Here is a 22,645-nt window from a genome sequence, read left to right on the forward strand (position 1 = left end):
CCTTTTCTTCCTTTTCGTGAATAATCCAGGCTAGGGCAATGGTGGTGTCATGTCCTCAAGCTATCTTCACAGGTGCGCTTGTCAAGCCCCTCACCTGAATCCTTGCATCATTTCTATTCTTGCACCGCATTCACGTAAAGCGAAGCACAATTCGAGGTGTTCGAGTCTCCACTCTTGCAGAAAAGTCTTTCTTAGCTTAATTTTGCTGCCGATCCAGTTGAATCGCCTGCTCCAATGCCAGTTTCTCTCTTGCTCGTTGTACGTAGGGACGTAATTGCTCTATTGCCCAACCACTCACAATACTCAGGTTCTCTGAACTCATCCCTTTCATTAGCATTTCCACGCACCAAGTTTGTCGTGCTTGCTCGATGCGGGGGAGAGCGTTTTCAGGAGTCAGCATGCCAACTGTAGCCTCTTGCCATAGAGCTAACAAGTCAGACTCCGATAGCGGTTCACCTCGATCCGTCACGAACAATGTCGTTGCTTCGTCTTTCCGAGCCTTCAGCCACTTGCTCAAAGGGTTGTTCGCGTAAGAGCCATAGCGCTTTCCCATAATCCACTGGTTGATGGGGACCTGTCGAGCTGCTCCTTGTTCGACCTGCACCAGATGCTGGCGAGAAGTACAAATATGCTGCGATCGCTTTAATCTCACCAACTCTTCTGGTAGCAGGCCTGCACCAAAAAGCAGGTACACGATTGCGTAGCTTTGTACTCCTTGCTTCTTTGCTTGCTGTAAAATCGATCGCACTAACTCTGCAGGCAAATCGGCGACTCTGGTTTTACTAGGCTGTTGCAACGAGGATTCGCGTGACGGGATAGATACCGCAACTTCGGACAATTTAGCAGTTTCCAAACGGTCGGTTGAGAGATTCGATACCGCTCCATACAGACATACGTCCGCCAAAAAATCGATGAATTCCTCGCGATCGCTCCAAAGTTCCTGGAATTCACTGGTTAGATCGGCGACGAGATATCCAAACAAGCACTTGTCGAGTAAGCTGGCAAATTTTTCTAGAGATGTTCGCATTTCGACCTGTTCTCGTCCGGCGAATTCAGTTAAACATCGGGCAACAGCTCGGGTTCCACGCAAGCGTTCTTGGTTGAAAGCCCGCCGCTGCTCGAGCGAGTACTGCCCGACTTCTCCAACAAACGCTCGCAGTAATTCGGACATGCCCTCCAAGGCATGGAGGCGATCGCGCGCGTAGTACTTGACTGCTGCCGATAGCGAGTCGATCTCGGCGGCGGACGCTTCGAGCGCTTCGGGCAAACGAGCAAAAATCCCCGAATCTTCAACAACCGCCAAAAGCAAGTCATGCTTGCTCCCAAAGTTTCGAAACAGCGTGACTTCGTTCACCCCCGCTCGGTCTGCAATTTGCTTGGTCGTTGTTGCAGCAAAGCCTTGGGACGCGAACAGTTCGATTGCTGCGTCGACGATACGCTTGCTTGAGGGAGCGGGGTTGCGAGACATGTGCTTGTGCAAGTGAGGCTTGCTATTTATTGAATTGCTTGCTAAATTGAAGTCGATAGCAAGTCACACTTGCATCACTGCCCTCAGCTTAGCACCCCTTCATGTCGGGCGAGCTTTTCATGACTCTACAATTGACTTCAACTGCATTGACTTCACCTGCTAAGAGAGCTCCCTCGTCCCCGCACGAGGCAATGTCGCTGAACTGGGGGACGATCGCCACGTTTGCAGGCTTTCACATCCTCGCACTCCTAGCGCCTTTCTTTTTTCCTGGTCGGCCCTGGCTGTTGCGATCGGACTGCACTGGTTGTGCGGCAGCATCGGCATTTGCCTGGGCTATCACCGCCTGCTAACCCATCGCAGCTTGCGGGTCCCGAAGTGGTTGGAACGCACGCTCGTCACGATCGGCGCCTTAGCCCTTCAAGGGGGACCGATCCTCTGGGTATCCGCCCATCGCCGCCACCATGCCCATACCGAGGATCTGGAGCGCGATCCCCATTCCTCGGCGCGGGGATTTTGGTGGAGCCACATGTTCTGGATGTTCTACCAACGTCCCGAAATCTTCGACTATGTGCTCTACAAACGTCACGCCCGCGACGTCGATCGCGATCCTTACTACCGCTTGCTCGACCGCAACGTCAGCTCCATCATCTTGCAAGTGTTGTTGGGGTTGATGCTTCTCGGACTGGGCGGCTGGTCGTTTGTCATTTACGGAGTCTTCCTGCGGACAGTCGTGCTCTGGCATAGCACCTGGCTCATCAACTCCGCAACCCACATGGTGGGGTATCGCAACTTCGATGACGATAATGACGCCCGCAATGTCTGGTGGGCCGCCCTATTGACCTATGGTGAGGGCTGGCACAACAATCACCATGCCAATCCCAACGTTGCTAAGGCTGGCTTGCGCTGGTGGGAGATCGATATGACGTGGTGGGCGATCCAAGTGCTCGGATCGCTGGGTCTGACCGAGAAAGTCGTGAAACTGACATCACCGAGAACGACACCGTAACTATGTCCCCGAAAACCATTGCCCCGAAAGCAGCCTGAATCATGGTGGTTCTCGGCTGACAGAGCACTCCCCCAGCATGCAGGCACCATCGTTGATTCTTTTGCAACTCCTAAGGTGTGGAGGTTCTTCGCTATCCACACCGGCCGCTTGCTGAGGTAACTGCCGAGACCGCCACGGAGTAGGTCGGAAGCAACCAAAAGGGGTCGCGATGGCTCTCGCGGACCTTCGAGGAATTGCATGTGGGGATAAAGTGCTCGGCGTTTTGACCGCGATCGCCCACCCTAATCCCGACAGGTCCGGTAACGGGCTGTTTCGTTAGCCCATATCTAGGGTTTGCTGATAAAGTCCCCAAATCAAATCTAGGGGGCAGAGAGCTTATGGAATCAGGCTTTTACCAACAAGCTCCAGCTTTTTGCCTCGGATTCTCGGCCCAAGTGTAAGGGTTTTGAGGCTCTGGTGCCTATAGCCGTGCACTTTTCTGGCATAGAAAACGCTGAGATCCTTTCATTGACATAATCCAGCCTTTTTCAGCAAACCCTATCTATAGCAATGGGAGAGAGCGTTTGGACGCACGCTAAGACCAGAAGTCCCGCTCCAAATTCGTTTCAGACTTGAAATATCCGAACCAGCTCCTCAGCTGCCACACCTGCGTCCGGCAACCTAGCGTGGATGACAGCGTCGGACCGTCGGGACGATCGCCTCGGTACATCCCGATCAGCTTGGCAGCACAATTGCATCGGGTTGCTTTGGCGATTGTGGCGTTCGCTGCGGCTGCAGAACTCGGTTGAGCTTGCCGCTCTGGAAGCCTTCGAGGTCGAGGGTGACGAACAGGAAGCCCAGCTCCTGAAAATCTGCAACTAGTTGCGGTAGATCGATGGCAGCAACGAACTCCTTGATGCGCTCGGGCGGCAGCTCGATACGGGCTGTATCGCCGGCGGAGCGCACGCGTAGGTGGCGCCAACCGCGTTTGCGCAAGTACATCTCCGCGCGCCCGACGCGCTGCAGCTTGGAAACTGTGATGGCTTCGCCGTAAGGAAAGCGCGAACTCAAACACGGCTGCGAGGGCTTATCCCACCACGGCAGCCTCAAGGCACGGGATATCTCGCGCACGTCAGCTTTGGCGATCCCTAGTTCTGCCAGGGGCGATCGCGCACCGCGTTCTCTGGCCGCACGGATACCAGGGCGATAGTCGCGCAAGTCGTCGGCATTCACCCCATCCACGACATAGGGATAGCCGCGATCTCGGGCCAGCGGTTTGAGCGTATCGTGCAGCTCGCTTTTGCAAAAATAGCAGCGATCGACCGAATTGGCAGCGTAGTCTGGGTTTTCCAGTTCGTGGGTTTCGACGAATTCGTGGCGAATGCCGATTGCCTCTGCCTGCATTTGAGCGTCGTCAAGGTCTTCCGGTAGCAGCGATGGCGACACGGCCGTGATTGCGAGGGCGCGATCGCCCAGGATGTCATAAGCCACCTTCGTCACAAGCGTACTGTCGATGCCGCCGGAGTAAGCAATCAGCGCGCGATCCATCTCGGCAAATAGGGCTTGCAAGCGGGCGAGTTGGGTCATGGTTGAAGAGCCATCCGTTTTTGCTTCGCCATGGAACTGCGATCTTACTTCCGTTTTATCGCGTCCGATAGCAGAGCTTGTGGTGCGGCGACCGATCGGAGTGCCGACGCTCCGGTGAGTCTCCGGCGGGTTCCAAAGGTCGATCGGATTGCCAACACACGCGGAGCAATGGCATTAGAAGGAAGTGTCCGGATAATTTCCAGCATAAAAGTCTTGACAAAATGATGTTTAGAATTCGAAGTACCCGTACCAACTCTTTTACAGCAGCCCTGGATCCAAACCTTATGACTGGTAGAGCGACGATCGCCAGCAACAGTCGCCCCCGAACGTGATTGGCGTCTCGACCGTGCCAACACCTTGGAAGAGAAGCCAAAGCCACTGGTCCTACGGCTCGATGCCGAGACAGAAGGCGTTGCCCTCATCGAATTGCTAGAGACCCAAGCCATCAGCAACGCTCGCAAAACATTTATTGTGGTGCTGCCGCAGCTGCTGAACGCGCGGATAGTGCATCAGGCAACCCCCAGAGAATTCACCGAGCGCAACGGACTGGGCGGTTGGCTGGCGCTGTCTCCAGTCCAGGAAGACGAGGTTTCTTGTCTGCGACCTAGCTATGGCGGGCATTTGCCGCAACGGGGTCACCTAACTCGGTGCGGATTGGATAGTCCTGTGCGCTTGCGTATCCGGGCGTGGCACGATCGCTGGCGATGCAATCATCGGGTTATTCTGTACGTTTTTCAGGGGGCGCATCGAGCGTGATGGCGTCGCAGAGCACATTCCAGACAAGTCAACTTCGCTCCCGGTGCAGGAGTTTTACAGCCAGGGGCAACAGGGCGGCGCGCGGGTGTTGCAGCAAGGGATGCTATCGCTCATCGAGTGTCGGAGTGTCGATCGCTGGAATATTGGGCAGCATTCGCCTTCATCAGCGCGCTTGGTTCAGGCGGGAGCACCAGGTTATTTAGGCAGGAGCAGCGTGTGTCTGTGAAAATCCGACTGCACGTTCGCGGCCGCCTGCTCGCTAGGAAACTGCTTACGATGGTAGGCATCGCGGCACGGCGATCCAATCTCTGGCTAGGTGTTGGAACTTTTGTCAGCTGCAGTTGAGGCGATCGCATCTGTTATTGAACTCTCTGCATCCACCTTGTTGGAGCTGGCGTTCGAATGCGCTTCGAACCTCACGCCCTGCAGGATAATCGCGTGCAAGCTCCTGCGCCATTCCGGACCGAGTAGTTCCTGCCGCAGGGACTGCCAAGTTTGCCAATGCTCCCAGCGCGCGCGCCGCAACAACTCCGCTAACGTCGGCATTGACTTTGCCCACTTGCAACCACAAATGTTTGCTAAGAATGCTTCCAGCACCTGCGTGTCTTGAATTTCGCCCAACACGGTCTGGACGGCTTCTACTTGCCGCACGTGCGCTGCATAGGCGTCGCCGTAAAGTGACGCGAACAGCTCTAGTTGATAGCGAGCTCGCTTAGCCGCCTTCCGCAAATCATGAAGTAACTCGCCGCGCACCTGGAGTAGTTCCTCCACGCGCAGGCTGTCCGGCGCTGCTGATTCGCCAGCCGCTGGCAACTCCACAAACCAGCCTGGATGCAAGAGCAATTCGCCGACCTCTGGCAGCAGCAAATCCGGTAGCACTTCTCCCATCGGCAACTGAGCGATCGCTCTCTGGCGCGGGCATGCCAGCCATGCATTCGTTTCGGTCTTTAACGCGCAGTAGCGTTTGCTATCGAGTGTTCGCTGCACCTGCTTGCGGGCCTTGCGACGTTGCTTATCCAAGCGTGTCAGGGTCTCGTCGAGCGCGTCTTGTTCGGATAGAGGCACGTGCGGGCGATAGCGTCGCTCCAGGGCTTCGCGCAGCACATCAAGGTCGCGCAACCGCCCGAGCCGCCGTGCAAGCCTACCCACGCGCTTGTCCGTCAGGGTCTTCGAGACCTCCAGCACAGGGGCAAAGCCGCGCAGCGCCGATCGCAATCGTCGCATCCCGACGCGCAATTGATGCAAAGCTTCGGGGTCGCGATCGCGCCGCACCTCTGTCTCGTGGCGGGCGATCTTGCGGCTATGACGGGCAATGGCTGCGATCGCCCAATCGCCCAAGCTAGAAACTGCTGTGAGAGTAGATTGTGTCACCGTTTACACCAAACGCTCTCCTATACGAGTCTACTTAGCTTACCCTTAACCTTGGAACGGTCATAGGACAGATGCCATTAAGGTATTTTGATTTTTCTTGGTATCCTTGGGCGATGCCGAACCTGGCTCGGTTCGGCAATGCGGATGGAAGGGCAATATTGCCAGTTGGCAGAGAACAGACATATACCCCCTCCCCCACTGACCTGTAAGCTGTCAGCAATGAGAGAGTTGGCGAACGAACCAAAGATGTCAAAATGGTTTCGAACTAACGAATGTGCAGGTTCGGTGGTGCCAACCGCACCCCCCGTTATCGAGGAGGTAGACAGCGCAGAACATGAATAGAGTGGGTACCCATCTGGTCGTAGACGCCTGGCAAGTGCCTGTTGAATTGCTCAACGATCCCGAGCGAATCCGGAGTGCCCTGCTGGAAGCAACTATTGCTGGAGGAGCCACCCTGCTCGACATGTGCGTACATCAGTTCAGTCCGCACGGTGTAACCGCAACGGCGACCCTGGCAGAATCGCACATTGCCATCCACACATGGCCCGAGTACGGCTACTTTGCGGCGGATCTTTTCTTTTGTGGCAGTGGGGACCCACAGGCAGCCATGCAAGCTATGCAAACAGCCTTAGAGGCAAAGTACGTGCGGGTACGACATATCGAACGCGGCTTTCCTGGTTCTACTCTCGAACGCGATCGCCAGTGCGAAGCACCTATTGCCGTATAGAGGTACAGTCGCCCACCACTTACAGCCCCGGTCACGGCGTAGCGATCTAAAGTAGTGGTTGGCCGCACCAACGCCATCGCATGGCTTACATGCAATTTTGGCTAACAAGATCTGCTAACAAGATTTATCGAGAGATATATCACCCCTATCTCGGTTTCGCATAGCAACTTTTGCCTTAACTCCTCTCCTTTATTTCATTGCCGGCCTCATTAACGATGCCAAGCAACTATAGCGGAGTTCAAATAGGTGGGGTACACTCCAAACCCCAAAACAAGGCTCTATCTCTCCTGGGACGGGTGCATGTCAGTTTCTGGAAGGAAACTCGTAAGCTGCCTGAGTCCGGAAAAAGTCTATTTTCCCCGCACCAGCTAGCTTCTGGTGCACAGCGAGGAGTCTTTGCACGCCAGTGCGGAATTACTTTCTAGACGATGGCACGCACCCCTTTTTGCAAGCCTCCAAAAAGTGATTCCCAGTCAGCAACATCCTCCAGTTGGGCAAGAAACTAGGCAAACCAATCATGTCGAACGGCTCAATAATACCTTGTGACAGCGGGTCTCTAGACTGCACGGGAATCGACACTCTTTTTCTGCGAAGTCAAAAAACACATTGGTACCATTTAGTACTTGGTGTATGGCTATAATGCAGATACCGCAAAAGTTAGAGTTTCCACCACCACTACTAATAAACCCCTTCGAGCATGCATTTGTCCTGCCTGGATGTTTGACGTGGGATTTAGAGAGGTGCGGTCATTTACGCTAAGGAGACTGCGCCGGAGAACTTAGTGGTGGCGATGCATATGGCGGTGAACTTGTTGAGCCAAGACAAAAGCGCTAAGAGAATTGTTCAGGCAAAACGCTTCAAGGCTGGCTGAGGCAACGATCGTCTGCTGTACTTTCCAGCTCAATGAGAATGCGTTTGCTTCGAACTGACGGGGATTGCAGTTAACTTGTTACGATTTGGTAAGGAAATGACTGAGTTTGGAACGCATGACCGCTACCCTACCCCCTGCTATCTGTAGCTCGCGATCGAACTGTGCGCCCCGGGTCGAACTCCTCACTAACGGCGCGATTGTCATTGCCGAGCAAATTCCAATCGATGCCGTCAACCTCAACGTGTGGCTCGGTGTCGGCTCTGCGATCGAGACCGACGACATCAACGGCATGGCGCACTTCCTGGAGCATATGGTCTTCAAGGGTACGGCGCAGTTGCAGCCGGGCGAGTTCGACCGCCGTGTCGAAGCGCGCGGAGCCGTCATGAACGCCGCTACCAGTCAGGACTATACTCACTACTTCATCACTACTGCTCCTCAAGACTTCGCGCAGCTCGTCCCGCTTCAGCTCGACGTGGTGTGTAATGCCAGCATTCCCGACGCCGAATTCGAACGCGAGCGTCTCGTCGTGCGCGAAGAAATCCGCCGGTCCGAAGACAACCCCACGCGTCGGACCTACGCCCGTGCGATGGAGACCTGTTTTCCGGGTTTACCATATCGGCGCCCGATTCTCGGTCCCGACGCCGTCATTGCCGGGCTCGTACCGGACCAAATGCGGGCTTTTCACAAGCGGCACTACTGTCCGGCGGCGATGACCGTTGCAGCTGTCGGCAACCTCCCCGAGCAGGAGTTGATTGACATCGTTACTGCAGGCTTCGACTGCGTTGCACCCGCCTCAGGCGATCGCGTCCGCCACATCCTCCCCGACCTCGAGCCGCCCTTCACCGAGATCGTCCGCCACGAGTACACCGACCCGCAGCTCCAGCAAGCGCGCCTGGTGATGTTGTGGCGCGCGCCAGGATTGCAAGATCTCGACAACACCTACGCCCTCGACGTACTAGCAGCGATTTTGGGACAGGGTAAGTCCTCGCGCCTGTTCCGCGACCTGCGCGAAGAACGGCAACTTGCTTTGAGCATCTCAGCTTACAATGCCACGAACAAATTTCAAGGCAGCTTTTACATATCGGCACGTCTCGAAACCGATCGCATTACCGCTACTGAAGCTGCACTAACCGATCACGTTATGAGGTTGCAATCGGAGTTGGTGTCGGATGCCGAACTCGCTCGCATCCGCACGCAAGTCGCCAATCGCTTCATCTTCAGCAGTGAAAAACCGAGCGAGCTTGCCAACCTCTACGGCTATTACTATTCGCAACTCGGCGATATCGCCCCAGCTTTGAACTACGCCGAGCGCGTGCGTCGTATTGAGGCTACTGACGTGCGCGCTGCTGCGCGCCAGTACCTGTCGCCGACTGCTTATGGGATCGTCGTGGCACGTCCGCCGGCAGGATAACTCACGCGCGGGTCGAGGTCGATCGGCACCTAAGGAATATCTGCCTCTAAGGAATACGTAGTACGGCACTCAAACAATCGCGATCGCTCAGACTCCAGGCGCGTGTAAGCAAACGGGAAATGCTGAGGCAGCTCAACCGATGCTATCCAGCAGCTCTAGAGCGCGACCTGAGTGGCTGGCGTGCAGATTTGTCCGCTGCCTGCCTCGGTGCATTCCCAGACCTGACCGTCGAGCGCGATCTGTTCGATCGAACTGGCCAAGCGCAGTGCTTTCAGGGCCTGCTCGCCGCCCACCGATGGCTGGTCGCCACCGCGCACGCAGCTGACGAAGTGCTCAAGTTCGGCGTGTAGGGGCTCGATGTTGCTCGTGTGGACTTTCTCGATCAGTCCATCTTGACGGTACAGAACCTGACCGTAATCGGTCGTGTAGTTGGCCGTGGTGCGCCGGTGGATGAGGATTTCGTTATTGAGAAAGTCGGCTTCGGTCAAACATTGACGGCAGTGCGCCGTGATACGTCGGACCTTACGATGTGCGACTTTGCTGGCCGTCAGATTTGCGATCGTACCGTTGGCAAATCCGAACGTCGCTGTTACAAAATCCAGATAGCCCGAGTCGCGGCAGCGACTGCCGCCAGCGGTCAGCCGCGTGACGGGGGCACCCGCCAGCTCTAACAACAGGTCGATGTCGTGGATCATTAAATCCAACACCACCGATACGTCACTTGCGCGTTGGGGATACGGACTCATTCGGTGCGCTTCTAGCGCCAACACGTCCTCGGTTTTAAGAACCTTAGAAAACTCCTGAAACGCCGGGTTGAAACGCTCGATGTGCCCGACTTGCAAGATACTATTCGACTCGGCTGCAACATTGATCAGCGACTCGGCTTCGGCAATGCTGGCCGCGATCGGCTTTTCAATGAGAACGTTTACGCCGGCTTGCAAGCAGGCAATACCAACTGGATGGTGCAAGCGCGTTGGCACGGCAATGCATATCGCATCGACATGCGGTAATAATTCGAGATAGTTTTCGAAGAATCGCACGCGATATTTACTAGCAATATCGAGACCGCGGGCGACGTTGATATCAGCAACGCCGAACAATTCCACGTCTTTGAGCAATCCTAAAATTCGGGCGTGGTGCTGTCCCATGTTGCCAACGCCAATGACGCCCAAACGCAACCGAGACTTCGCACCGCGCGGCGAGTGTAGCGCGCCTTCTGCTGAGTGCTCTGGCATGTTTCTCGCTCCTCACACCTCACCAAAAATATACTTTTTGGCTAGTTTTCCACATCCCAGATACTACCACAGCCCCCCTAGCCGCTCCGTGCCAACAAGGGCGAACGCTTGGGCGAACGCATAGAGATTTCTGTACCACGACCGAATTAGGGTTTCAGCGATCGGGATTGTCTGAACATAACTCTCTGTTCTCTTCAAGTCCCGATCGAGCCTCGCTTTTGACGAAAATCGAGCTGAGACTGAGAGAGACTGCTTGAAAAGCCCACCTGCTGGGTATCAGACTACCCCGAGCTACCCGTAAAAAATCCCGATAGTCCTGTCGCCTCGTCGTGAGGAATTTGCCTGATTTGGCCCAGCTCGACATTTCAAACAGGCTCTGAGTTCTGCGTTTGCCATACTCGTCAGTTTCGTATGGTTGAATCCTTGCTTAGAACGTGTTGTATAGAGTCCCGATCGCCCAACGCCGTCCGGCGATCGAGCAGTGCCAGAGCCTGGAAGCTGCAATCCCTCGAACCGTTTGGACGAATTACACGAGATCGCCCCACAAACTTATACAGCGCGATCGCCCTGCCTAGGGGTCGGTAGCCCTGCCCACCGACGCAGTCCGCAAGCCGACGTCGCCCTTTCACTGGGAGCAAGTCCCGAACCAATCTGAGGGAAATCATGACCGTCGCGATCGCTCACTAGCACCCCGAACGTGTCGTCCTCCGCAGCATCAACTGGTGTACCTACAAAGCACGCGTCTGCGACCTCGAATCAAAATCTGCAAAACGTCTGACCTACGACCTGCAACTGAACTAGTTGTTAAAGCTCGGCACATTTGTTCGATTTGGCCATACTTATTGGATGAGAGAGGAAGTCATATTTATGCAGCCGTACGAAAATTTTGCAGCAGTTTTACGGCAGCGCGTCAGTGATAGCTGCGTGACTTCATTGATCGAAGGTTGCGAGGCCGCACGGCGATTGCTGGTTTTGGTGTGGCCCCATTTGGGAGACTTCGACCCGCTCGAATATGCTTGGTGGCTGCAACGGGAGCGCGATCGGCTCTTGGCGGAAGGCATTATGGTGCGGGCAGTAGCCATCGGCGATCGTGCAGCTGGGCAAAAGTTCTGCGAATACACCGGCTTCCCAGCGGAGTGGCTTTTTGTAGATCCGAAAGCGGAATTGCACCAACAGTTGGGGCTTTATGCTGGCTTGAGTTGGAAGCTACCAGGGTTCGGAGCTGCGCAAAATGCTTATTTGAATCTGGTCTTAATGTGTGGCGGGCTCGGCAGTCCGGGAACCCTCCGGGAGGTTTTACGAGGCTATACAGGCGATCGCGCCGCACCTCAGCTCATCGGCGATGAAGACATCGTGCGGGCCAAGCCCCTGCCAGCTCTGAGTGGGAAAACCTTCCGGGTTGCCGGGGGCAATGGCTTTCAACGTCCTTTTGAATTGGCGACGCTACGGCTACGGAATATGGGGGAAGTGTTGGGAAATTGGCGCACCTATGTTCCCGACGCGCGGTACCTGACGCAACGGGGCGGGACATTTTTATTTGATGCGAATGGAGAGCTCGTCTACGAGCACCGCGATCGCGGCATTTTAGGGTTTTCTGCGACCATGGACCGGCCGCTGGCATTTTTGGAGACAACCAAACTCAGCGATCGCAAACGGTAAAGTTCGCAACTCCACTGTTAAATCTCGGATTAGATCGCGGTCAACCTTTGGAATATCAAGGGTACGCGTTGGATGCAGGATTTCTGAAAATCGAGCCATTCTGGGCAGGAAAACTACCAATCAAATTTCGTGGTACTTAGGCTGCACATGTTCTATGTGGTCTCGGGGCAATATCCTACACCACCTGCGGATATAGAAACTGATATAGCCAGTCGCGAGCAACCTTTAGCGAAGATGCTGCAGCCTTTCTAGTGCTCTACTATGAGGACTTTAGGGAAAAAGGGTCATAAGTGTCAGGCGGGCATCGTCCACTTGCAAGTTGCCAACCTAACCCTAGCTGACTCTCGCTGCTCATTTCCGCATAGGCTTGCGTTTTCGATCTCACTTCCTCGGTTAGCTTTATGTGCCACCCCCCCCCAGAAATTACCGACTCATCGCGCTCAATTCATTCTCGGTAATGTTCGGGAAAGTGCGGTGTTTAGGCGCGTGAAACTCCACTCGCCGCTCCAACTTAAGCGCCTCCTGAGACGACAACGCCGCGCAGAACGCTCCAGTTTTTTGCATTTCAGGTTGTCACACCCCAATCTCACCAGCTTGGAATCTGCCTACCGACTTCGCAGCAACACTGCCATCTCCAATGCCCAAGTCTCCAACGTCCGCTGTGCATTGCCGACGATAATGGCGATCGCCCCCCTGCTATGGAAATTCAATGTTTGGACCCCCCCAACGTATCGAGCCCGGACCCGGTCAAGAATCGGTGTGGGATTACCCGCGCCCGCCGCGCCTTGAAGCCACCGATCGCCATGTCCGCGTGGTCTTCAACGAGGTAGCGATCGTCGATACCCGCGCCGCGCTGAGGATGCTCGAGACCAGCCATCCGCCCGTCTACTACTTGCCGGCCGCCGACGTACGCACCGAATATCTGCAGCCGAGCGCGCGCAAAACCTTCTGCGAGTTCAAAGGGGTCGCCCGTTACTTTACCCTCACCATCGGCGATCGCAGCATCTCCGATGCAGTCTGGGACTATCCCGAGCCGACCCCTCACTACGCCCAAATCGCCGGGCACTTTGCGTTGTATCCCGCCCAGATGGATGCCTGCTTCATCGATGACGAACTCGTTCGCGCTCAAGCTGGCGACTTCTATGGCGGTTGGATCTCCAACGACATCGTCGGTCCGTTCAAAGGCGAACCCGGCACCTGGGGTTGGTAACACCGGGAACGCAGGGGCGCCCGATCGCGACAACCGGAGCCAGATGGCGTTGAGACTTGGCAGTCCCCACCCGCGCTAGTTAAACTATCGCAATAGCGAACATTTGTTCTAGCTCATCGTTCGATTCTTCAACGCGTGCGTCCCGTAGCGCGCGCCTCGCACTCGTGGCCCATTCTCTCCCGCGCAGCATGACTGAGGAACGCGCCTACTGGCTGGCATGGTCGCGCGTGCCCGGCATCGGACCCGTAACGCTAAAGCGCCTGAGCGATCGCTTCGGCGACGTCCGCGCGGCGTGGGAAGCACCCCCCGCCGATCTGCGGGGCATCGACGGCATCGGCCCCCAGTCCTTGGAGGTTATCCGCCAAGAGCGCGATCGCCTCGACCCCGATACCTTGCTTGTCAACTACAGTCGCACCAACCCGCAGTTTTGGACGCCTGCCGATCCCGGCTATCCGTCTCTGTTGCTAGAAACGCCGAGCCCACCGCCTGTCCTGCACTATCGCGGCCGCCCGGAGATACTGGATGACCCCAAACCCTTCGTTGCGATCGTAGGCACTCGCTATCCCACTGCCTACGGCCGACGCTGGACGCGCACGATGAGTACCGCCCTTGCTGCCCGCGGCTTCACGATCGTCTCCGGATTGGCAGCTGGCATCGACGCTGAAGCCCACCGCGGCTGCTTGGACGTTGGCGGCAAGACGATCTCAGTGTTAGGCACGGGAGTTGATGTCATCTATCCTGCCAGCAATCGCGCGCTGTACGCTGACATCGAGCGGCAAGGATTGATTCTCAGCGAGTATCCCGATGGGACGCAGCCCGAGCGCGGCAACTTCCCCGCCCGCAACCGCATCATTGCCGGGCTGTCCCGCGCCGTGTTGGTGATGGAAGCCCCCACCAAATCCGGCGCTCTGATCACCGCACGCTTCGCCAACGAATTCGGACGCGACGTATTTGCCTTGCCCGGTTCCCTCGATAACGAACAAGCGGTCGGTTGTCTGGGATTGGTCAATCGCGGCGCGCAACTCATTCTCAGTGAAGGCCATGTTCTCGAGCTGCTTGGTGAGATGCCCCAACTCGACCTAGTCGATATGGCTCCCGCACCGGTCGCGCCGCCACCGGACCTAGATCCCCAGCTTGCCGATGTCCTCGCCGTGCTATCGGCAGACTCGCTGCCGTTTGACCTCGTGGTCCAGCAGGTCGGGACAGCCGCCAGCGATGTTTCGGCCGCCCTCCTGCAGTTAGAGTTGTTCGGGCTAGTGGTGCAAGTACCGGGCATGCGCTATCGTCGCGCCTGATGGCAGCTTACATTGGCAGTTAGGCGTGCTAGAACGGGGGCGTAACTTCGTCTCGGGTCCCGTGCGAGCGGTATCCGACTGCGATCGTCGCGATGGAGACGCTTTCCGTGATTGCACTATCAATTGGCACCGGCATCATCGGTCTTCTGGCTACCGTTAGTTTCGTTGGCGCGCTGCCGGCCGCCGTCGAGCTACCGTCCTTACCCGTATTTGTCGCTCAGGGTGCTGACATCAGTGACGAAGAGCTGCAGCAGTTTGCAAACGCGCTCGAGCAGGTTTTCCAAATCCGCAGTGCATCCCGCGATCGGGCCGTTGCCACCGTCCGCGCAACCGGCATGGAGCCAGAGCGCTACGACGAAATCCTGCGCGCGCAGCGAGAGTCGGATGGCGCGGAGAATGCTGGTGCCACCGAAGCGGAACTGGAGCAGTTCGAAGACGCCAGCAAAGATCTGCTCGCGATCGTCCGCGAGACCCAAGATGAAATGCAGGAAGCAGTGGAGCAAGAAGGTCTAGATATAGAGCGCTATGAGGAGATCGGCCTCGCGGTCCAAAACGACTCCGAACTGCAAGAGCGGATCCGCGACCTGCTTGGTGGCGAGTAGTATGCGCCGTTTCATTGGCGCCGATCTGACTGTCAACTTATCTGTTATGGCAATTGGTAGGTTTCGGTCGCAGTTTAAGAGCGGCGATCGCCGCTCCTTCATGCCGGATCCAGGGGCTTTGCAGTGCATACCTCTCGCTCGTGTGATAGTAGGAAGTCACCTAATGAGAAGGCACCTGACTGATAACAGGTGCCTAAAATTAAGTTAGCCTTTCGGTCTGGAAACGAGCGTGCCAGCAACGTAAATGCGTTAGGCAATCGCAGCCATCTTCACCTCATTCTCAGTCAGGAGTTGCTGTAGTTCGTCGGCGTCGACGGTTTCTTTCTCCACCAATGCTGCCGCGAGCTTGTCGAGAATGTGACGGTTGCTAACTAGCACGTCCTTGCATCGCTGGTAAGCTCGATCGACTAGGGAGCGAACTTCCTCGTCGATAGCCGCTGCCGTCTCGTCAGAGAAGTCGCGGTCCGAGGCTATATCCCGACCGAGGAAAACGTTGCCGTTCGAGCGACCCAACGCGACCGGACCCAAGCGATCGCTCATTCCCAAGCGGGTAACCATCTGCCGAGCCACGCGGGCAACTTGCTGCAGATCGTTAGACGCCCCTGTCGTCACCTCTTCCTCACCGAAGACGATTTCTTCTGCGATGCGACCGCCCAGCGCTACGGCCATCTGGTTCTGCAGGTAAGAGCGTGAGTAAAGTCCGGAATCGAGACGGTCCTCGCTCGGCGTGAACCAAGTGAGTCCGCCTGCCGCACCGCGAGGGATGATGCTGATTTTCTGGACCGGATCGTAGTCAGGCATTAGCGCTCCGCAGAGAGCATGGCCGGCTTCGTGGTAAGCGACCAACTGCTTGCGCTTCTCGCTCATCACGCGGTCTTTCTTTTCCGGACCGGCCAGCACGCGATCGATCGCGTCGTTGACCTCGTCCATCGAAATCTCCGTCAGCTCGCGGCGGGCGGCGAGGATTGCTGCCTCGTTGAGTAGGTTAGCCAAGTCCGCTCCGGTGAAGCCCGGCGTCCGTCGCGCCACTTTGTCGAGGTCGACATCCTTAGCCAGAGTCTTGCCGCGTGCGTGGACGTTGAGGATCTCCAACCGCCCGGCGTAGTCGGGACGATCGACCACGATCTGGCGGTCGAAGCGGCCCGGACGCAGTAAGGCTTGGTCGAGTACGTCGGGGCGGTTGGTCGCGGCGATGATGATGATCCCAGTGTTGCCCTCAAAGCCGTCCATCTCGGTCAGCAGCTGGTTGAGGGTTTGCTCGCGCTCGTCGTTACCGCCACCCAAGCCGGCACCGCGCTGTCGACCCACGGCGTCGATCTCGTCGATAAAGATGATGCAGGGAGCACTGCTCTTGGCTTGCTCGAATAAATCGCGCACGCGCGAAGCCCCTACGCCAACGAACATTTCCACAAACTCGGAACCAGATATGCTGAAGAACGGCACGCCAGCCTCGCCAGCGACTGCCCGCGCCAACAGGGTCTTACCCGTTCCTGGCGGTCCGACCAGCAGCGCCCCCTTGGGAATCTTTGCCCCCACTTCCGTGAAGCGATCGGCATTTTTAAGGAAATCCACCAACTCGCTGAGTTCCAACTTTGCTTGCTCGATGCCCGCCACGTCTGCGAAAGTGACGTTGGTCTGGGGCTCCATCTGAACTTTGGCTCGGGACTTGCCGAAGTTCATGGCTTGCGAACCCGGACCGCCTTGAGCGCGCCGTAGCAAAAAGAACAGACCGGCAAGTACCAGTAGCGGCACGAATAAACCGCTCAACGCGCGCCACAAAAAGCCTTCATCGCTCTTAGGCTGCACGTCTATATCTACTTTATTCTCGAGCAGAATCTGGTCGAGCTGCGGATCGTTAACCAACGTCACCCGCACCTTGCTGCCATCCTCGGCTGTCGCGATCGCTTCAGAGCGATCGGAACTTAGCTGGACTTGCTCGACCCGATCGTTCTTGATGTTGTTGATAAACTCGCTGTATTTCCACGTTTCTTGGCTCTGGGGCTCGCGCTCCAGAAACGCCGTTGCTAAAGCAACCGCAACGATCGCGAGCAAGACGTAGAGCCCGGCATTACGCCATCTTTTATTACCGTTTTTGTTCACGGGCTTGAACCTCCTGGGGGTGCAAGAATCCTACTCGGGCATTTGTTTTCGGGTAACGCTAACCGCGCGCCCCCGATGTAAATGCACTCGCTCTCAACTGCGCTGGCATTATTAAATAATGTTAACGTTCCTGAGAAAATCCGGTCGCGGCACCCCAATAAAAAATGACGGCCGCGTCGCCAGCAAGAGCGTCTCTGTCGAGCGCGTGCGAAATGCCGAAATATCGCCCAGTATAGCCTGTAGAACCAGCAACGGCAGCGGTAGGGGTTGCGTTCGCACCAGCGGGTTCGGGGTTGGGGAACGCCTCACCAATCCATCAAAAGGTGGATATCTATCTGCAAAAAATCTGTCCGCTAGTAGGGTCTTAGCACGCTTGCTGCTCTGGCTGGAGAAGGAATGGCTGTTGCTTGCCCGAGCGAGGGGCATTTCCCCCTTTGGAAAGAGCGGATATCCGGTAGCACCGAGCGACGATCGCTACCAGCTCTGCCAATCCCGCACGCACAGATGCTCGCTCGCCTCCGAACTTAGAGCGGTCGATAAACTTGATAATTAATGTTCGGGAAGATGTTGTCAATTTGCTCGACTTTCTCCAGCCAGCCGCTATCAATTTCGCCGCTCGTGATATCGTCGTGCAGCTTGGTAAAGCGCATGAGGTGCGATCGCGTGCGGCGCTCGGCATAGGGCACCATCGTTCCCGTGCGCATGATAAACGCCCAGTCGGACGACTGCGCCAACAATAACTCGCGCGCGGCTTGATTGAGCGCCCGCCATTCGAGCGTGTCAGCAGGCTCGCGGGCGGCTAAAGCGATCGCGCGTTCGGCTGCTTTGTGGAGGTGTGGGTAGATCCAGGCATTGGTCGCATTGAGCCAGTACTCGTGGAAGCCCTTATATCCCCAGCTCGACTGCGACGGCCGGCATACTTGCTGTTGAGGGTTCGCGCGCAAGTAGTCGGCCAGGTGCGTCATCTCGAAGGCGCTTTGGTCGAACCAGGACTTGCGGAAAAGATAATCGATGAACCACGGACCTTCGTACCACCAATGCCCGAAGAGTTCGGCATCATAGGGTGAAACGACAAGCGGCGCGCGTCCCATAATTCCCGCAAGGTGCTGAACTTGCTGCTCGCGGTTGAAAGCAAAGTTCCCCGCATGTTCTGCAGCTTTCTCGCGCGCCCAGTAGGGATCGTACAGCTCCTTATCGCCGAGTCCTGCCCCGCGACTGGTGATTTTGTGATATTTAATGCCGACATTCTTCCGTTGCCCGTTGGGCATGACAAACGGCTTGATGTACTCGTATTCGGCTTCCCAACCTAGGTCTTTATAGAATTCTCGGTATGCCGGATCGCCTGGATAACCAACCTCAGAAGACCACACTTGTTGAGACGATTCGTGATCGCGACCGAACGCCGCCACGCCCGTTTCCGTGAAGATCGGTGCGTAGGTTCCGAAACGCGGGCGCGGGCGCGCGTAGAGTAAACCATGACCGTCCATCAGGAAGTAACGCAGTCCGGCATCGGCCAGCATGCGCTCGAGTCCTTCGTAATAAGCACATTCCGGCAGCCAAATTCCCTTTGCCGGTTGGCCGAACGTCTCGGCATAGTGCTCGCAAGCCACCTGGATTTGCGCCCACACGGCCTGCGGGTGCATTTTTATGAGTGGAAAGTAACCGTGCGTTGCCCCGCAGGTCACTATTTCTAAGTTATTGCTGTCGAGGTACTGCTTGAAAGCTTTAATCAGGTTGCCATCGTAGCTTTCCCAAATACGACGCGCATCGGCAAATTCGTCGGTATAGTGTTGCGCAAGATAGCAAATGTGACCGTTATGCTCGTTGTGACCGATTTCGAGATGAGCCAGTTTTTGCAATTGGCTTAAATGTTTGTCGTAGCGCTCTTGTAGGAGTGGATCCTGCAGCATCGATACCAGCGGCGGTGTCAAGCTCATGGTGAGCTTGAAATCGATGCCATCGCGCTTGAGTCCCTCAAATACCCTTAGCAGAGGAATGTAGGTTTCGGTTATGGCTTCATAGAGCCATTCTTCTTCGAGTACGTAATCGCTTTCGGGATGACGCACGAAGGGCAAGTGTGCGTGAAGTACCAAAGCAACATAACCGATTGCCATAGGAAGTTCTGCTCGGGAGGTGGGGTGGACGGACGCGGAGATTCCTCGCTCGCAGCGAGAACGAATGCTTAAGATTCTACGATCGAACGGGGATCGGGGTACGGATCGGGGATCGCGATCGGGCAACCCAACGCAAGGCGCCCGAGCGCCAGTGCTCGAGCGCGTCTAATCGAGTTGATAATCGCTCCGCTGGAGACCAGCGTGCGGGCTTGGGGACCTAGCGACCGATGCCGATGTAGCGGAACCCAGCGGACTCGAGCTTATCGCGGTTGAGGAAATTACGCCCGTCGATCGCCACGGGATTGTTCATCAACGATGCCATTTTGGCGAAGTCGAGGTCGGCAAACTCCTTCCAGTCCGTTACCAGCACGAGCGCGTCACAGCCGTCAGCCAGGCGCTCGGGATCGGTCTCGACGATCACGTCCGAGAGCCCGTGACGCATTCCAGATTGGGCGACGATCGGGTCGTAGGCTTTGACTTTGGCTCCCAGGCGGCTGAGCTGCGCGATGATGTCGAGGGCAGGCGCATCGCGCATGTCGTCGGTGTTGGGTTTGAAGGTCAGTCCCAACAAGCCGACGGTTTTGCCCTTGAGGATTTTCAGCTCCTGCTGAAGCTTTTCCACGGCACTCAGGCGCTGGCGGCGGTTGACTTCAATCGTAGACTTGAGCAACTGCGCTTCGTAGTTGTAGTCGTCGGCGGTATGAACCAATGCCGACACATCCTTCGGGAAGCAAGAACCACCCCAGCCGATGCCCGCTTGCAAGAACTTGTTGCCGATCCGCGAGTCGAGCCCGATACCGCGCGCGACTTGAGTGACATCTGCGCCGACGCGATCGCAGATATTAGCCACTTCGTTGATGAAGCTGATCTTGGTTGCCAAAAACGCATTAGCAGCATATTTAATCATCTCGGCAGAGCTGAGGTCCGTGACGACTAGGGGTACGGGGGGCAGGGATTTGTCTTCAGCAGCCTGGCGCTGGATCAGCGGCTCGTAAAGTTCCGTCATCATCGCAATCGCGCGGTCGCTGTTGCCGCCGAGCACGATGCGATCGGGGTTGAAGGTGTCGTAAACGGCCGAGCCTTCGCGCAAGAACTCGGGGTTGCTGACCACGTCGAAGGCAGCCGAAATTTCCTCCCTGCTGCTGCTGGCGGTTACCTTGACCTGCTGGCGCTCTGCCACGCCGTCGAGGACGATCATGCGTACCCAGTCACCGGAGCCGATCGGAACGGTGGATTTGTTGACGATGACTTTATAGCCGCCGTTGAGATGCTCGCCGATACCCTTCGCAACCGCTTCAACGTAGCGAGTGTCGCTCTCGCCCGTGGGTAAAGGGGGCGTACCCACAGCAATAAACAGTATCTCGCCGTGACTGACGCCTTTGCCGAGGTCGGTTGTGAAGTGCAGTCGACTCGATTCCATGGAAGAATGCATTAACTCGGACAGTCCCGGCTCGAAGATTGGTGTCTGCCCGGACTGCATCAACTTCACCTTCTCTTCGTTGTTGTCCACGCAGATCACATCGTGTCCGAGGTGCGACAGACAAACGCCCGTTACCAAACCGACGTATCCGGTTCCAATCACACAAACACGCATAATCACCTATTCCTCTTCTACTGCGGAGTTTCAATCAGTGTTTCAGGGGTGGGGCGCGGGTGCAACCGCGATCGTCGGAATAATCTTCAGCATGCGATCGCGTTCGACGGGCGATCGTGCAGCCAATCAACTTGCAGATGCTGCAGATCGGCGGACCCTAGGGGCCATCTCGGAGGCAGCTGCGAGCTTCGTTCATTGTGCCGTCTGGGTCGAGCCAACTAATGCATCCCCAAGGCGCGTGCGAAAGTCGTCGATCAGCCGTTCGAGTCCGTCCTCAAGCGGGACGGTAGGTTCCCAACCCAATAACGATCGCGCGCGCGTGATGTCGGGGCGGCGCTTGCGGGGGTCGTCCTGGGGCAGGGGCTTGAAGGCGATTTCGGTGCCGGGAGCAACCATGTCGCGGATGGTCTCGGCCAGCTGCAGAATCGTGTATTCGCCTGGATTGCCGAGGTTGATCGGCCCGCTGTGCTCGCCGTTCATCAGACGCATCAACCCATCTACCAAATCCGAGACGTAGCAGAAGCTGCGGGTTTGCAAACCATCACCGTAGACGGTCAGCGGCTTTCCACGCAGGGCTTGCACGACGAAGTTGCTGACGACGCGCCCGTCATTTTCAAGCATGCGCGGACCGTAGGTGTTGAAGATACGCGCAACGCGGATATCGACGCCGTTATCGCGGTGGTAGTCGAAGGATAGGGTTTCGGCAACGCGCTTGCCCTCGTCATAGCAGGCGCGGATGCCGATCGGGTTGACGTTACCGCGATAGTCCTCCGGTTGCGGATGGACTTCCGGGTCGCCGTACACCTCCGATGTAGAAGCCAGCAGGAAGCGTGCTTTGACGCGCTTGGCCAGGCCTAGCATGTTCAACGTGCCGATGACGTTGGTTTTGATCGTCTTGACGGGATTGAATTGGTAGTGAACGGGTGAGGCCGGACAGGCGAGGTGATAGATTTGGTCGACCTCAAGACTAATGGGCTCGGTGATGTCGTGGCGAACGATCTCGAAATCGGGGTTCCCGAGCCAGGATAAGAGGTTACTCTTTCGACCCGTGTAATAGTTGTCCAAGCAGATCACTTCGTGCCCTTGCTCCATCAAGCGATCGATCAGGTGGGAGCCGATAAACCCCGCACCGCCAGTAACCAGGATTCTCATGCCGCTGACCGGTCGAGTTGCTAAGGACGATCTTAAGGTAGCCCCGAAGGGTGTGGATGTCTAGATGACCTTCCCGTTGGCTTCTGCGGGTGCGAGCATGCAGGCGGGCGATCGCCTGTTGTCCCGGACAAGGAGTAACTACCGGCAATGCCGTTCGATTGAATGGCAACCTTGACGCGAACGCTAGCGTTCCTCTTTCCCGCCAAAAGTTACCTGGAAAAGTCAGACTCTGACTGGCTTTTGAGTTCTGTGGCACCCCCTTAGGAATACCGATCCTTCGAGCTGCGCTAGCGAAAACCGGTAGACCTCGCCCTAGAGTAAATTGCCACCGAATCCGCCGATCAATAAAGTTGCTGATGTCGTCGGTTGCCTCTGGTATCCCTGGCAGCCTGACTGCCATCCCCTTCCGAGAACGAATTGACTTCGACCCAGCGCGGGAGCAAAACGTGGAAGGTAGACCCACCACCGAGAGCGCTCTCGACAGCAATCTTGCCCTTCATCAGTTCCA

At 56.5% G+C, this 22,645-nt stretch carries 18 protein-coding genes and 1 pseudogene; 10 read left to right on the forward strand and 9 right to left on the reverse strand.

Going from position 1 to position 22,645, the window contains the following annotated elements:
* Window positions 1–196: 196 nt before the first annotated feature.
* Window positions 197–1,468: a TetR/AcrR family transcriptional regulator gene (locus tag KR51_RS08400; RefSeq protein ID WP_022606756.1), complete on the reverse strand. Its 1,272-nt coding sequence runs from the start codon at window positions 1,466–1,468 to the stop codon at window positions 197–199.
* Window positions 1,469–1,772: 304 nt separating this feature from the next.
* Here KR51_RS08400 and KR51_RS08405 point away from each other — a divergent pair, with 304 nt between their 5' ends.
* Window positions 1,773–2,474, forward strand: coding sequence for an acyl-CoA desaturase (locus KR51_RS08405; RefSeq protein WP_022606760.1), 702 nt, complete (start codon window positions 1,773–1,775; stop codon window positions 2,472–2,474).
* 714 nt (window positions 2,475–3,188) lie between these two features.
* On the opposite strand, the gene larE is transcribed toward KR51_RS08405, so the two are convergent.
* Window positions 3,189–4,040 carry an ATP-dependent sacrificial sulfur transferase LarE gene (gene larE / locus KR51_RS08410; protein ID WP_022606764.1) on the reverse strand — a complete coding sequence of 284 codons (852 nt, stop codon included), beginning with the start codon at window positions 4,038–4,040 and terminating at the stop codon, window positions 3,189–3,191.
* A 357-nt stretch (window positions 4,041–4,397) separates the two neighbouring features.
* Here larE and KR51_RS08415 point away from each other — a divergent pair, with 357 nt between their 5' ends.
* Entirely contained in the window at window positions 4,398–4,796 is a 399-nt protein-coding gene (locus tag KR51_RS08415; protein WP_040655680.1) for a hypothetical protein, read from the forward strand.
* 312 nt (window positions 4,797–5,108) lie between these two features.
* Here the strand turns inward: KR51_RS08415 and KR51_RS08420 are convergent, their stop codons facing one another.
* The gene (locus KR51_RS08420; RefSeq protein ID WP_022606766.1) at window positions 5,109–6,167 is read right to left on the reverse strand and encodes a CHAD domain-containing protein; all 1,059 of its coding nucleotides are present in this window, start codon (window positions 6,165–6,167) and stop codon (window positions 5,109–5,111) included.
* Window positions 6,168–6,501: 334 nt separating this feature from the next.
* Here KR51_RS08420 and speD point away from each other — a divergent pair, with 334 nt between their 5' ends.
* The 3 genes and pseudogenes from speD to KR51_RS08430 all read left to right on the forward strand — a co-directional run bounded on the left by speD (window position 6,502) and on the right by KR51_RS08430 (window position 9,176).
* Window positions 6,502–6,894, forward strand: coding sequence for an adenosylmethionine decarboxylase (gene speD, locus KR51_RS08425; RefSeq protein ID WP_022606768.1), 393 nt, complete (start codon window positions 6,502–6,504; stop codon window positions 6,892–6,894).
* Between the two features lie 462 nt (window positions 6,895–7,356).
* Window positions 7,357–7,437: pseudogene (locus KR51_RS21255) on the forward strand (IS1 family transposase); the annotation flags it as partial.
* A gap of 443 nt (window positions 7,438–7,880) precedes the next feature.
* Window positions 7,881–9,176 carry a M16 family metallopeptidase gene (locus tag KR51_RS08430; RefSeq protein ID WP_022606770.1) on the forward strand — a complete coding sequence of 432 codons (1,296 nt, stop codon included), beginning with the start codon at window positions 7,881–7,883 and terminating at the stop codon, window positions 9,174–9,176.
* Between the two features lie 155 nt (window positions 9,177–9,331).
* On the opposite strand, the gene KR51_RS08435 is transcribed toward KR51_RS08430, so the two are convergent.
* Window positions 9,332–10,411, reverse strand: a complete 1,080-nt coding sequence (locus KR51_RS08435) for a Gfo/Idh/MocA family protein (protein ID WP_022606772.1) — start codon at window positions 10,409–10,411, stop codon at window positions 9,332–9,334.
* 434 nt (window positions 10,412–10,845) lie between these two features.
* Between KR51_RS08435 and KR51_RS19530 the strand changes: the two genes are divergently transcribed.
* The 5 genes from KR51_RS19530 (at window position 10,846) to KR51_RS08455 (ending at window position 15,177) form a co-directional block, all read left to right on the forward strand.
* Window positions 10,846–10,986 carry a hypothetical protein gene (locus KR51_RS19530; RefSeq protein ID WP_156915036.1) on the forward strand — a complete coding sequence of 47 codons (141 nt, stop codon included), beginning with the start codon at window positions 10,846–10,848 and terminating at the stop codon, window positions 10,984–10,986.
* 292 nt (window positions 10,987–11,278) lie between these two features.
* Window positions 11,279–12,070 carry a peroxiredoxin-like family protein gene (locus KR51_RS08440; protein WP_022606774.1) on the forward strand — a complete coding sequence of 264 codons (792 nt, stop codon included), beginning with the start codon at window positions 11,279–11,281 and terminating at the stop codon, window positions 12,068–12,070.
* Window positions 12,071–12,779: 709 nt separating this feature from the next.
* Complete coding sequence (locus KR51_RS08445) at window positions 12,780–13,280, forward strand: DUF427 domain-containing protein (protein WP_022606775.1); 501 nt, start codon at window positions 12,780–12,782, stop codon at window positions 13,278–13,280.
* 188 nt (window positions 13,281–13,468) lie between these two features.
* Window positions 13,469–14,575 (forward strand): DNA-processing protein DprA, encoded by a 1,107-nt coding sequence (gene dprA / locus KR51_RS08450; protein ID WP_022606777.1) that lies wholly within the window; start codon window positions 13,469–13,471, stop codon window positions 14,573–14,575.
* A gap of 107 nt (window positions 14,576–14,682) precedes the next feature.
* A complete protein-coding gene (locus tag KR51_RS08455; protein ID WP_022606779.1) occupies window positions 14,683–15,177 on the forward strand; it encodes a DUF4168 domain-containing protein in 495 nt (164 codons plus the stop codon).
* Window positions 15,178–15,426: 249 nt separating this feature from the next.
* On the opposite strand, the gene ftsH3 is transcribed toward KR51_RS08455, so the two are convergent.
* The 5 genes from ftsH3 to KR51_RS08475 all read right to left on the reverse strand — a co-directional run bounded on the left by ftsH3 (window position 15,427) and on the right by KR51_RS08475 (window position 22,137).
* Window positions 15,427–17,277 carry an ATP-dependent zinc metalloprotease FtsH3 gene (gene ftsH3, locus KR51_RS08460; protein WP_022606782.1) on the reverse strand — a complete coding sequence of 617 codons (1,851 nt, stop codon included), beginning with the start codon at window positions 17,275–17,277 and terminating at the stop codon, window positions 15,427–15,429.
* Between the two features lie 111 nt (window positions 17,278–17,388).
* Complete coding sequence (locus KR51_RS19535; protein ID WP_156915037.1) at window positions 17,389–17,556, reverse strand: hypothetical protein; 168 nt, start codon at window positions 17,554–17,556, stop codon at window positions 17,389–17,391.
* Window positions 17,557–17,801: 245 nt separating this feature from the next.
* Window positions 17,802–19,391: a glycoside hydrolase family 57 protein gene (locus KR51_RS08465; protein ID WP_022606788.1), complete on the reverse strand. Its 1,590-nt coding sequence runs from the start codon at window positions 19,389–19,391 to the stop codon at window positions 17,802–17,804.
* Between the two features lie 217 nt (window positions 19,392–19,608).
* Window positions 19,609–20,985: a UDP-glucose dehydrogenase family protein gene (locus KR51_RS08470; RefSeq protein WP_022606790.1), complete on the reverse strand. Its 1,377-nt coding sequence runs from the start codon at window positions 20,983–20,985 to the stop codon at window positions 19,609–19,611.
* Window positions 20,986–21,177: 192 nt separating this feature from the next.
* The gene (locus tag KR51_RS08475) at window positions 21,178–22,137 is read right to left on the reverse strand and encodes a UDP-glucuronic acid decarboxylase family protein (RefSeq protein ID WP_022606792.1); all 960 of its coding nucleotides are present in this window, start codon (window positions 22,135–22,137) and stop codon (window positions 21,178–21,180) included.
* Between the last annotated feature and the right edge of the window lie 508 nt (window positions 22,138–22,645).

This window comes from Rubidibacter lacunae KORDI 51-2 (assembly GCF_000473895.1).
Lineage (GTDB): Bacteria > Cyanobacteriota > Cyanobacteriia > Cyanobacteriales > Rubidibacteraceae > Rubidibacter > Rubidibacter lacunae.